This window comes from Yokenella regensburgei ATCC 49455 (assembly GCF_000735455.1).
Lineage (GTDB): Bacteria > Pseudomonadota > Gammaproteobacteria > Enterobacterales > Enterobacteriaceae > Yokenella > Yokenella regensburgei.
In genome coordinates this window covers 60,967-73,195 of record NZ_JMPS01000086.1, presented here as the reverse complement: position 1 = coordinate 73,195, position 12,229 = coordinate 60,967, and the positions used below count along the sequence as shown (strand labels likewise).

Sequence of the window (12,229 nt, the reverse complement as noted above, 5' to 3'; positions counted from 1 at the left end):
TAATATTCCAATCCGTGATCGGAGACATTTTTTAAGACTGATGCTATTTGCTGTTATTTGACTAATTAATTGCCCATAGATTATGAAAGAAGCTACAGACCAATCTGATACCAAAAAAATATCATTGAGGCTCGATGAGTATATTTTAGTAATAATTAACAATACAAACGGAAGAAATACAAAGTACCAAGACGAAAGAAGTCTTTTTATATATATTGCCTTATCATTATCACCATTTGCTAAGTTAGAAATGAAGCGATTCATTTTTCATTCCCTCACTGTTCTTTATAATATCAATGACCTCGAAAATTTCGGCATGTAATACTTTATTTAATTTGCTATCTTTTTTGGTTTTAATAGTTAAATTCATCTTTGCAAGCATGATATCACTTGGACCAATTGCAGGGATTAATCCTGTTTGATAACGTTCCAACCAGATTTTATCCATCATGACAGCATCAAACCTTTGATTCATATTCAAACTTTTACAATCCCAACGTGAATTTCCATCATTGACAGGCTTTACAATAAACAATCTATCGGTAATGCCATTCTTATGAATTTTACCCTCAACATATAAATCATCTAAGTTTGCAGAAAATTTGAAATGAGTATTTAGCTTTACCGCCATATCTTTATTCTTATTCAAAATTAAGTCGACAGACTCATCTTGTCGCATATTTAAGTTAGCATCGGCTAAGCGTTTTAGTATCCTCGCTAAAGTTTTTCTTTCGATTTCAGACTGTGCTATAGAAAAAGTTTCAGGAAAAGCCTTCGTTAATCTTTCGTCCACTTTTTCAGCGATTTCATCGATCTGTTTTTCGCCTTCAATGGTTGAAATCCCTTTTAAAATTTTACTGGTCTCTTTAACTTCTTTTAGAATTGTTGCGGTAACTAAGTCAACAGCTTGCTCATGTCTTTTTTTCAAATAAGTGATTATGGAACCTTTTTCGACTGTATCGAGTACAAAACTGAATTCCTCTTTGCAACCCACAGTTTGAGACAGTAATTGTATGAGGTCTTCGTAGGCATTGATGTACATTGCCATTGCCTCAAAGACTTTCTCGGGCCTATTTCTGCCTGCTTTGTAATCAATCCTAATCCCAAAGGAATCTGCCATTTTAAAGCCCTTAATCAATGAGTTAAGGCACTATACTCCATTTTGTTTTTATGAAAAACAATATGAATATTATACCTGTAAATTTATACAGGTAAAGTCCATTTTCATTCTTTAATCAAATTATACATGACCATATTGAAAGGATTGAACCCTATATAGTTGTTGTAAAACAATTGCTTATAATGAATTTAGAGTTAGTCTTGGCCAAAACATGATTCAATCAGGCGTGTTTAGGAATGCAATGTTTATAACTTTATGATAATTATTAGAAAATACAGATGCTTACGTAAATTCATGAATGTATTAAACATGTTTATAATTATAACTATCATGATTTTTATGCCATTGAGAAGAGACTTTAGCCGATAGACAGGTGAACAGATGAACAATGAAAGTGGTTGTATTTGTGTTAGGTGTTGGGTTCACGGCATGGTCCAGGGCGTCGGATTTCGCTACAGCACGCAGCGAGAGGCGTTGAAGCTAGGGCTGACCGGTTACGCGCGTAATCTCGATGACGGCAGTGTGGAAGTGCTGGCCTGCGGCGAGGCGCAACAGGTTGACGCGCTGGTGGCATGGCTGAAAGCAGGAGGGCCGCGCAGCGCGCGGGTCGACCGGGTACTTACCGAGCCGCATCAACCCACCAAACGCTGGGATAAGTTCGATATCCGCTATTAAATACACTTCACCGGTTTAGGCAGACCGGCAATTTTGGTGGCCTGTTTTGCCGGGCCTTTCGGGAACAGGCGATACAGATAACGACTGTTGCCTTTTTCCTCGCCGAATTTATTCGCCATCGCTTTAACCAGCATACGAATAGCCGGTGAGGTGTTGAACTCGAGATAAAACTCGCGCACGAAGCGCACCACTTCCCAGTGCTCAGGGGAGAGCGTAATACCTTCGTTTTCGGCGATAACCGCCGCCATCGCCTCGCTCCACAGGGTGGTGTCTTTCAGATAGCCATCGCTATCGGTGTCAATTTCGTTGCCTTCAAATATAAACATGAGTCGTTGTCGCGTGAAAAAACTGGCGGCAGTGTAACAAAAAAGCCGCCAGGGGATAAGGCACCGCTCAAATCAGCAGCTGCACCAGGCTGTCAGCATTGAGCTTTCTCAGCGCATTACACTTATGCATAGACACCTGTTTTCCTGTCAGACGGGTAGAACGAGTGACGCAAGGCACTGAGAAACCGCGGGCTAGCAGGTTCAATACCGTAAATTCAACGTCGGTAAGGCTGAAATCCAGACTGCGATACATAGAGCGACGCGGTGCTTTTGTCAGCAGACGAGTGGTGTCGCGTACGCTGAAGTTAACGTCCAGAAGGTGGATCTCCAGAGCCGAAAACCGTTTACGCAGGTGGGTTGCCAGCGCCCAGCCCTGCTCGTTACACACCAGATATAATCTACCGTTCCAGCATTGTTTCTCAAGCCTGGATAAGATCCCCAGCAGGCTCTGCTGGCTGGATGTCAGTGAAAAATGACAACGAACGATAATGGTGTCCATCGTAAGCAACGCCCGTCGCCAGCGAATATCGCCGGTAGTCGTCTCAGCGGCCTCGCTGCTGCGCAATACCAGATGGCGCAACCCTAAAGCGTAGTAAGTATTGCTATCCAGAATGGCGTATTTCATCGTGTTCTCCCCCCTCATAACGTACTGGGGGTGTAGATAATGCGTAGCGTGCCGGTATAGTCGCCGGCATTTTTACTGCTGGCGGCAAATGCCGGTGTGGTGAGCGTAATCGGCGCTGGAACGCACAGCACGCTCTCGCTGCCGCCGGGTAACACGACCTGGCGCAGAATGCGTCGGTCATTGGTACCCTGCCAGATGATATCGGTACCGTTACTGGCGATTTGCGTGGCACCGGTGAGCGGGTTGGTGACAGACACCTGATAATCGACGCGATCGCGCGTTTCTGTTTTGCTACTGCCGCGTCGCCAGACCGAGAAGGCGCCCGCCGCACGATCTGCGCCGGCTGTCCCCACGTCCGCGAAGCGCAATATCACCCGGCTGGTGGTGGCGTTTTTTCCGTCATACAAACACATATCCAGCGAAGATTGCCCTTTGATTTCGCTTCCGCCAGGGCGACCCGGATAGTTGCTCAAATTAAGGTTCACTATCGGCGTAGAGTGCGGAAAGGCCGGGAGATAAATTTGCTGATTGGCGGGATCGACAACCTCAATACGAATATTCGCCTGCCAGTTGGCAATAGTGAGATAGCCCGGGCAGCCGATGCTCGCGTCGTTGAAATTACCACCACAGGTAGCACTTCCCCATTCGCGCAGGTTTTGCTTCAGGGTCGCGCTCCAGATACCCGGCAGGGTAAGCTTATCGAGCTCGCTTTTGACGATATAGAAATCGAAATAGGGCTCTTTATTCCAGGCAGAAAGATCTGCTGTGCCGCCGGTGACATAGCTGGCGAAGTTAAACACTTTCCCGTTAATAAACATCTGCTTCTCACCGTACACTTTGAGATCGACCGTTTTTTTACTCAGGTCATGCGTAAAGCGCAGGGAGATGGGGTAAGGCGCTGCCGGGTTCGCGGAAAACCAGACCGGGGCGTTCATGCAGGCGCCGTTGGTGGCATCGGTGCGCGACAAACAGGTCAGGGTATTACGCCCCCATTTTTGCGGATCCACCGGATCGTAACCCGTTGGTTCATGCAACCAGATGTCGAAGCGAGCGGGGGGCGTCGGGCGATCGTAGCTGATGCTGACGCTGGTATTTCTGCCAGCCGGAGCCCCGGCCAGTGCCTGGCTGGCCCACAAACTCAGCAGCATGAGGATAGTGACGAGGTTATTCATGAGATTTTCCTGTTGCTGAGGTGTCCCTGGTGTTCATTGCCGTTGGGCGCGAAGGCTGAGCACGTCCTGCCAGCATCAGCTGTGCCTGGTGTTGAACGTTTTCCGGCAATGCTGAGAAGGTGAGCTCACGGCAGGTCACGGTGCCGACGTAACGCACAACGTCGTGCATGCTTTTAACCTGCAGTGCGCACTGGTAAAACTGTTGTTGGCGTACCAGATACAATGCCTGCAACAGCGCATCGCTCTGCGCGCTGAAACCGCCGTTGCCGAGATCGTTCCAGCCGTTGACGTTCAATGGGATGCTGCCCGATAGCGGAGCATGCTGCTCATCGGTCAACTGGCCGAGCCAGGTGTAGTTGGCCATCGTACGAACTTCGCGGCGCAGCATCTTGCCCGGCACCATAAAGACCGCGCGGCTGCCTGAACCCTGCGTAATTTCGCTGCTCGCGCCGCGGGAGACATCCAGAGATTCGTTGACGGTTAACGTGGTTTGCTGGTAGCCAGGAACGGCAAACAGCGCCCGGCGGTTGGCCGCAATATCAGCGCTGCCGCCGCTGTCGAGTGAAACCGCGATCCGGCTATCCTGCTCTTCCTCGGGAGCCGAGACATCAACGCCAATAGCGGAAGCCGGTCGTCCGTCTCCCCAGCGCCCAAGCCACAGCCCGGAACGTGCGAGAGCGAGGGTTGAACTGTAGTTCCCGCTACTGCTGAAAGTGTGCCGTTGGGTTTGCCGCTCCCAGCTGTCGCTCACCGTCAGGCTGCCGTTACCGTATTGACCGCCCAGCCGCGTATAGGCCGACGTGTTCACGGAATCGCTGTTGATGCCGGAGGCGCTCAGACCATATTCGTTTTCACCACGAGCGTCGGCATACCAGTTGTGCGCCACGTTATAGCTGAGGCTCCCGGCCTGGTGCTGCTGCTGTTGCCAGGTGGCGCCCAGCGAGGTATAGCTTGAAGCGTCGCCCTGCCGCTGGTGCGCCAGCGACAGACTAACGCTCAGGTAGCCACCTTTGTCTTTCCCGCTAGTCTCGTTGTCGTTACGCATAAACAGGTTAATGCTGCTGTTGATATTCAGACCATTGGTACTGAAGGCTTTGCTCAGTCCACCCTGCCAGGATTGAGAATGCGAGCGGGTCATGTAGACCTGCTCCCAGGGTGTCCCGCTATTATGCCGATCGTCGCTATCGGGCAGATCGCGACGGGCGATGTAGCGGCCTTCATTGTGGTTATCGGAATAGCCGAGGCTGGCGTACCACCCGCCTACCGGAACTGAGAGCATGAGCGACAGCGAACGATAACAGCCGCTCACGCCGTAAAATCCTGAGTTTCGGTTGTCGCAGTTTTCCGCTGTCAGCGCGTTGCGGTAGAAGCTCAGCGAAAAACCGTCGTTATAGCTCACCTGCTGGATGTTGCCGCGCTCACCCTGGCTGCCGTAAAGGTAGCTGAATCGCGTACTTAACACGCCGTCGATGGGGCCGGTGTTAAAACCATGGCTCCAGTCGAGCGCATTTTCTGCAAAACGGTGTTGGCGGATGACCGTTGCCCCGCCGGTCAGTGCGATGGTTGAGGTTACGGGCAGGCGTATTCCCGCCTGTACCACCGGAGAGCGTGAGGAGTCCTGCGTGTCGTTATCGGTTTCTCCTGCCTGAAGAAACCATTCGATACGATCAAAAGGGGTGACGCCGGTGCGCGTAAACGGGACTTCTTCGGTACGCAGCAGGCGGTTATTTTCATAAATAGCCAGCGAGACCGTATAGCTCCCGTCGGGAAACGCGCGGGTGTCGAGTGCCTGAGCGCCTGCGTTCAGGTAAAAACTACCGAGCAGTTGGTTACCGCGACGAGCGTCAATGCGTGCATCATGCGACAGAAATACCGTGACCGGGGTTCCCTGAGATTGCTGAACGGGGTTCAGCCATGCGCGGGTAGAGCCTGCGCGCACGCCACGAATTTTACCCACGGGCAGCTGGCTGAGCGTAATGTTACCCCCGGCATTGCTGAAGAGATCGCGGGTATCCATTTCCCCCAACTGGACGTAGTACTGGCGCCACAGGTCCTGACGAAACCAGGCGTTGTTCACCGTCACATCCTGCGTTTGTTGGTGGCGCGAGCGTTGTCCCTGCCAGTTCCAGTCAAGATTGAAATAGCCGTCCTGGGTGACTGCCAGCGCGCCATTGCCCTGTACGTTGATCGACTGATAATCGCGATCGGCGACAAAGTTTATATTTTGCTGATGCACCAGCGCATTCTCGGTTTCACGCGTGGGCTGATACCACTGCCTGTCTACTGAGGGTTTCGCCAGGAAATGTTTGTCGAGGAACAGGCTAATGCGCGCGTTATTTTCATCATAAATGATGGCTGCACTGTCGGTGTCGAGATAATCGCATCCACGCGCGTCGCCGTTGCTGCTACAGGCCAGATTACCGTTACGAGGTAGCGGAGCGGCAAGTACAGCACCGATGGCAGAGAGCAGGCGCGGGTCATCATTAAAGCGTTTTTTGATGACGGCAATAAGTGATTCAGGCTGTCTGAAACTGACCTTCTCAAGCGTGATATCGGTTTCAAAAAGACCGAGTGAGTCACCGTAAAGCGTCACCTCAATCCACAAGTGCTGACTTTTTGCTAACTCCTCAAACCCGGCCGGGACCGCCATCTCAGCGCAAGCCAGCGATATGGAAGCGGGTAACAACGCGGCAAAAAGGAGAGTATTGCGGTAAAAAGCCATGAACAAGCCTCTGATGTCGTCCTGACATCAGAGGGAAATACCCTCTGATGTTGATTCCTTTAACGTATTGCTGGATTTATGCGCCGCCTTCCGCGGTGGTCGCCTGGGTCAGCATCAGGCTTACCACACCGCTGTACTGGCCAGTTTTGAGGATCCCTTTGGTGGTCTGGGAAATGATGAGCGGCAGAACCGCAGAGCCGTTCTCGATGCTGCCCGGGAATAGTTCAGCTCCGGTGAACTCAGCATCCGTGGTGGTCAGGGTTTTATCGCCCAGCTTGACCGTCATCGGTACGGTTTGATCGCCATCGGCGTTGCTCAGTTGCGCGGCACTGACCAGACGAACTTTGACGTTGCTGGTGGCGGAGTTTGACCACACTTTGGTATTCACCCGATAGCTGTCCAGACCACGGCCCGGCAGGTACTGCATATCGATACTGGCCGGCAGCGGCGTGTTGTCTGCCTGAGTCATATCCAGCTGAGAATCGACACTCGCATTCACGGTGATGTCTTTTTGAATAGCCAGGGCGCTGAAAGAGGAAGCCATTGCAGCAACGATCAGCAGAGGTTTAATTGAATGACGCATTGATATCTCCATATTAATATACGGGCCTCAACAGCCCTTGAAACCAACCACGGTTGTGGTTATTACTTATATGTCGTGCTAATTCACGACAGGTAAATCAGCCTCTTCACTGGTTTTTGTCAGCCAGTTGAAGTAGCGAAATTTATATTTATCTCCCTTCATGCTGGTCAGGGTTTTTAATTTTCGGTTGGTATCTGGATAAATCGTGGCATCTTCTTTAAACCATCGACATTGCTCACCAGAATGACAGACCGCAATTTCTTTTAGTGGTACCCGAAGCGTTCCATCATTAATGATTTTCCCCTCCAGAGAATTAATTTTTAGCGAAACAACCGGGTGCTGTGGAGCCAGATGAACCAGGGCTCCCCAGATAACGTTAACCCCCAGTTTTGCTGTGGCAGTCGGGCGATTTTTATCTTCCAAAAGAATATTGTCCGGCTGTTTAACGCCCTCAAAGTACACGCGCCAGGTGCTCTCCACTGGTGGTGGCGTCAGTGATACCAGACGCACGACGCGCATCGAGCCGGCGGCAAGCGCAAACTTTGCCGGCGTCGCGACCATGCCACCTTCTTTCCATGAGGCGACATCCACTTCTTTTTCCAGTGGTGTCCCTGGGTTAAGAATTTTCTTTTGCGTCACCCGAATGAACTGAATATCATCACTTTTTGATGCCACTTTAATTTGTGCGGTACCTGAACTATCCATATTCAGTTCCATTGGGTACACGCTCATATTTGCCATTGTCACTCCGCTAAAAAGAGACAATGTCGATACAAGGGCATGCAATGTGTTTCTGCTATTCAATAATTTATTTTGTTTCAACTTCCACCTGCCTGTGTTCATTCGTAGTGATGAGTGACGTCCATTTCGTCATTGGCTTTCGCATAACTTCAGGGCAGGGAAACTTTAGCCAGAACAGGGTTTTAAGGATATTTGTATTTGTTAACTGAGTTTATACAGTTATTTATCCTGATTTCCTGTCTCTAAAGCTGTATAGTTAAGCGAAAATACCGTCGTCATGGTTGTGCAGTGTTATTCCTCTGCTTAAAAAATATGCGATTTATGCAGGGGCATTCATCGCCTGCGCCCGTTGAGGCGTAAAGAGAATGTGCGCGGTAAACGAGAGATTTTTATATGTTGTTCATATGCAATAATTCGTTGTTATTTGATCCTGGAGCACAGCAAATCAGCCTGGTTGGTCAGGCTGAATCTACGTTAACTCTGTCGGCACCAGGGGTGCGCTTATTGTTGGAGTTTATTCGCCATAAAGGCAGCGACCTGAGTCGGGAGGAATTGATCACTCGCGTCTGGCAGGATTTTGGCTATACCCCTTCTGGAAACAATCTCAACAAAGCGGTCAGCGAGCTGCGCAAAGCCTTTCAGTCGCTGGGTGAGAGCGAGCCGTTGATTGTCACCGTGCCACGCTTTGGATTTCGTTTTGAGGCTGAGGTGGTGTGTCAGATAGCGGAGAAGCATCACTGTTGTGAAGCGCCCGAAAAAACGCTGAAGGAACCTGAAGTTGTCTCACAGACGACGAAGGCCCGTTTTTCAACTCGCTGGTATTACAGTCTCATCGTACTACTGGCAGTGGCAGGGCTGGGAGCCTACTTGTGTTTACCTCGTGATATTAGCGTGCCACTGGAGTTGAAAGCCTTCGAGGAGGGTATTGCCGGGTGCAAAATCTGGCTAATCAATGACCACGGGCGACCGCTGGTATTATCGAGGCTAGCGCCACTGCTGGAGGAAAATAAGGTCAACTGCCAGCGTGAGCATTACAACCTCTACTATTTCAGTGCACGTTTTTCGATTTCGTCGGCAGATGAAGTCTTTATTGGCGCCTGTCCGGTGAATAAATCCAGCCTCTGCAAAACCATCCGTTACAAAAGTGGGGCAGAAGAATGAAAATTAAACTTCTGTTTGGCTTAGGAGGGGTTGTTCTTGGGAGCGCGCTGGCTATCTACTTCTCGCATTCGTGGAGCCGAAAGCAGGATGTACTGGCCTGTACGACTGAGTTTAATTTCACGCGTAATCAAGGAAAAACCAGCGAGGTCAGAGTGAATACGGTGGCGCAGTTCTATTTTCATCGCAACGGGACTGGTGTCACGACCTATAAGGGCGCGGCGTCCTCTCGTGGGCAGCCAATGATGATCGACCGCGATGTTAATTTTGTCTGGAAACCGCTGAGCGATGCGGGTGCGATGACGCTCACCTATACGCAGACAACGCGACGGCATAATGACAATACGCCGGACGGTGTGTGGGGCAGTTTTGCCCAGAGCGGGGCACGATACTATCTCACCATTTCACAGGTGGCGCCTGCGGTCTGGTTGATTCAGGACCGCTTCTATCCCACTTATATTTGTCGGGGAGAATACGGTTAAAAAAAAGAGAATGCCGTGGCATTCTCTTTTTCGTTTATGGCGCTGACGTACTTAGTCTTTGCTGGCGAAGCCCAGGATGCTGAGCAGGCTGACGAAGATGTTGTACAGCGACACGTACAGGCTGACGGTGGCGCGGATGTAGTTGGTTTCACCGCCGCGGATGATGTTGCTGGTCTCAAACAGAATGGCGCCGGAAGAGATCAGAATGAACACCGCGCTAATCGCCAGGTGCAGTGCAGGCAGCTGCAGGAAGATGTTTGCCACCATTCCAATCAGTACCACCACGATACCAGCCATCAGCATACCGCCGAGGAACGACATATCTTTGCGGGTGGTCAGCACGTAGGCGGAGCAGCTAAAGAACACCAGCGCGGTACCGCCCAGCGCCATTCCGATAACATCGCCCATGCCCGCAGACAGATACGCGTTCAGGATTGGGCCGAGGATGTACCCCAGGAAACCAGTAAAGGCGAACGCGGACAGAATACCCACCGGTTTATCCGCCGTTTTGTAAGTCAGGAACATCAGGCCGTACATGCCGACCAGCGTCAGAATCAGCCCCGGTGACGGCAGCATCAGGACGGTGCTGGCGGTGGCGGTAATGGCTGAAAACGCGAGCGTCAGGCTCAGCAGAAAATAGGTATTACGCAGAACTTTATGCGTACTCAGCAGCGATGAACGATCGCGTGTAGATGTAATTATACGATCCATAAGTCACTCTCTTATGACTGATATCATTAATAACTAAGCATAAAAAAACGCGCGCGAAAGCCCCAGCGCTTTTACCCAACTTTACCGATCCTCCGGCCCTTACGGGTAGCATATTATTTCATCATTTTGTCTGAAAATAGCACGAACGATTTTTTGCTGCATTGGGGTAGATCGACATCTTATAGGTTACTGAAAAACATTGCTTTATTGAGAATCTCTGTCTAAGACTGGAAGCGGTGTCGCAATAAATAATCGCAAACAGGCAAGGGATATGAAAAAACATAATTACATCACGCAACTTATCTTCAGCGTCGGGCTGCTCGGTGCAACATCGATGACTTTCGCCGCCACCGTTCCCGCCGGCACGGTGCTGGCTGAAAAGCAGGAGCTGGTCAGAAATAACGGCAGTGAACCGGCCTCACTCGACCCCCACAAGGTGGAGAGCGACGTAGAAGCCAATATCATCAGGGATCTTTTCGAAGGGCTGGTGTCCGTTAACGTGCGAGGGGAAGTGGAGCCGCGCCTCGCCGAGAAATGGGAAGAGAAGGATAACACCATCTGGACGTTCCATCTGCGCCCGGGAATCACGTGGTCTGATGGCACCGCGATTACCGCCCACGATGTGGTCTGGAGCTGGCAACGGTTGGTCGATCCAAAAACTATCTCCCCTTATGCCACTTACCCGGCCACGATGCGTATCGCCAACGCCGCAGAAATTGCAGAAGGTAAGCTCGCGCCGGACGCACTGGGAGTTAAAGCGCTGGATGACACGACGCTTCAGGTAACGCTGACGCAGCCGAACGCGGCGTTTTTAGCCATGCTGTCGCATCAGTCGATGGTGCCGGTGGATAAGGTGCTGATTGGACGATTCGGCGAGAAATGGACTCTACCAGAGCATATTGTCACCAGTGGCCCATACAAACTCTCGAAGTGGGTGGTCAACGAACGTATAGAAGCGGTACGCAACCCGCGTTACTGGGACGACCAGCATACGGTGATTAACAAAGTCTCGTATCTGCCAATTGCCTCAGAAACGGCCGACGTTAACCGTTACCGGGCGGGAGAGATCGATATTACCTCCACTGTGCCGGTTAACCAGTTTGTTCAGCTGCAGAAAACCCTGGGCACGCAGGTGAACGTCTCGCCGCAGCTCGCGACTTACTATTACCAGTTCAACACCACCAAAGCGCCGTTTAACGACCCACGCGTACGTCGGGCGCTGAACATGGCGCTGGATAAGGACATTATTGCCCAGAAGGTGATGGGGCAGGGGCAGAGGGCGGCATGGTTAGTCAGCCAGCCTGATATTGGCGGTGTTAAGCTCAAAAACCCGGAGTACGCCAGCTGGCCGCAGGAAAAACGCGTCGCGGAGGCGAAGAAACTGCTGGAAGAGGCAGGCTTTAATCAGGATCATCCGCTGACCTTTAATCTGCTGTACAACACCCAGGAAGCTCATCAGCGCATTGCGATTGCGGCGAGTTCGATGTGGAAAAAAGATCTGGGCGTGACCGCGAAGCTGCAGAACCAGGAGTGGAAAACCATGCTCGACAATATGCACAGCGGCAATTACGACGTGGTGCGTTATGCATGGATTGCGGATTACGACGACGCTTCAACGTTCCTGAAAAACTTCTACACCGGTGACAGCCAGAATACGACGAAATACAGCAACCCCGCTTTCGACGAGGCGATGGATAAAGCGTCAAGAGCGAAGAACGTGGCCGAGCGTGGGAAATACTACCAGCAGGCCGAAGACATTCTGAGCCAGGATGTACCTGCTATCCCGATTTATCACTATGTAAGAACACACCTGGTGAAACCGTGGGTGGGGGGCTTTACGCCGGATAAGCTTGGCTTCTACTACACGAAAGATATGTACATCATCAAACACTAGTTCTGAAAGGGATGTTTGTG

The 12,229-nt window shown here is 50.8% G+C and carries 12 protein-coding genes; 4 read left to right on the top strand and 8 right to left on the bottom strand.

The window, feature by feature from the left end:
- Positions 1–244: 244 nt before the first annotated feature.
- Positions 245–1,120, bottom strand: a complete 876-nt coding sequence (locus GYRE_RS21870) for a hypothetical protein (RefSeq protein WP_038258463.1) — start codon at positions 1,118–1,120, stop codon at positions 245–247.
- A gap of 381 nt (positions 1,121–1,501) precedes the next feature.
- On the opposite strand from GYRE_RS21870, the gene yccX reads away from it, so the two are divergent.
- On the top strand, positions 1,502–1,795 hold the full coding sequence (gene yccX / locus GYRE_RS21865; RefSeq protein WP_038258460.1) for an acylphosphatase: 294 nt from the start codon (positions 1,502–1,504) through the stop codon (positions 1,793–1,795).
- Here the strand turns inward: yccX and tusE are convergent.
- The 6 genes from tusE to GYRE_RS21835 all read right to left on the bottom strand — a co-directional run bounded on the left by tusE (position 1,792) and on the right by GYRE_RS21835 (position 8,045).
- Positions 1,792–2,121 carry a sulfurtransferase TusE gene (tusE, locus tag GYRE_RS21860; RefSeq protein ID WP_038258457.1) on the bottom strand — a complete coding sequence of 110 codons (330 nt, stop codon included), beginning with the start codon at positions 2,119–2,121 and terminating at the stop codon, positions 1,792–1,794. The two genes, yccX and tusE, sit on opposite strands and share 4 nt — an antisense overlap.
- Positions 2,122–2,188: 67 nt before the next feature.
- Positions 2,189–2,746, bottom strand: coding sequence for a LuxR C-terminal-related transcriptional regulator (locus GYRE_RS21855; RefSeq protein ID WP_038258454.1), 558 nt, complete (start codon positions 2,744–2,746; stop codon positions 2,189–2,191).
- A gap of 14 nt (positions 2,747–2,760) precedes the next feature.
- The gene (locus GYRE_RS21850) at positions 2,761–3,918 is read right to left on the bottom strand and encodes a CblD like pilus biogenesis initiator family protein (protein ID WP_038258451.1); all 1,158 of its coding nucleotides are present in this window, start codon (positions 3,916–3,918) and stop codon (positions 2,761–2,763) included.
- Entirely contained in the window at positions 3,911–6,640 is a 2,730-nt protein-coding gene (locus GYRE_RS21845; protein WP_038258448.1) for a TcfC E-set like domain-containing protein, read from the bottom strand. Before GYRE_RS21845 ends, GYRE_RS21850 begins: the two co-directional genes overlap by 8 nt.
- A gap of 76 nt (positions 6,641–6,716) precedes the next feature.
- Positions 6,717–7,223: a CS1 type fimbrial major subunit gene (locus tag GYRE_RS21840; protein ID WP_038258445.1), complete on the bottom strand. Its 507-nt coding sequence runs from the start codon at positions 7,221–7,223 to the stop codon at positions 6,717–6,719.
- 78 nt (positions 7,224–7,301) lie between these two features.
- Entirely contained in the window at positions 7,302–8,045 is a 744-nt protein-coding gene (locus GYRE_RS21835; protein ID WP_051861015.1) for a fimbrial protein, read from the bottom strand.
- A 312-nt stretch (positions 8,046–8,357) separates the two neighbouring features.
- On the opposite strand from GYRE_RS21835, the gene GYRE_RS21830 reads away from it, so the two are divergent.
- Together GYRE_RS21830 and GYRE_RS21825 are read left to right on the top strand one after the other, a co-directional pair.
- The gene (locus GYRE_RS21830) at positions 8,358–9,125 is read left to right on the top strand and encodes a winged helix-turn-helix domain-containing protein (protein ID WP_006819379.1); all 768 of its coding nucleotides are present in this window, start codon (positions 8,358–8,360) and stop codon (positions 9,123–9,125) included.
- Positions 9,122–9,604 carry a hypothetical protein gene (locus tag GYRE_RS21825; RefSeq protein ID WP_038258439.1) on the top strand — a complete coding sequence of 161 codons (483 nt, stop codon included), beginning with the start codon at positions 9,122–9,124 and terminating at the stop codon, positions 9,602–9,604. Before GYRE_RS21830 ends, GYRE_RS21825 begins: the two co-directional genes overlap by 4 nt.
- Before the next feature lie 51 nt (positions 9,605–9,655).
- Here the strand turns inward: GYRE_RS21825 and yccA are convergent, their stop codons facing one another.
- Positions 9,656–10,315: an FtsH protease modulator YccA gene (gene yccA / locus GYRE_RS21820; protein WP_006819381.1), complete on the bottom strand. Its 660-nt coding sequence runs from the start codon at positions 10,313–10,315 to the stop codon at positions 9,656–9,658.
- 271 nt (positions 10,316–10,586) lie between these two features.
- Here yccA and GYRE_RS21815 point away from each other — a divergent pair, with 271 nt between their 5' ends.
- Positions 10,587–12,209, top strand: coding sequence for an ABC transporter substrate-binding protein (locus GYRE_RS21815; protein WP_006819382.1), 1,623 nt, complete (start codon positions 10,587–10,589; stop codon positions 12,207–12,209).
- The last annotated feature ends 20 nt before the right edge of the window (positions 12,210–12,229 follow it).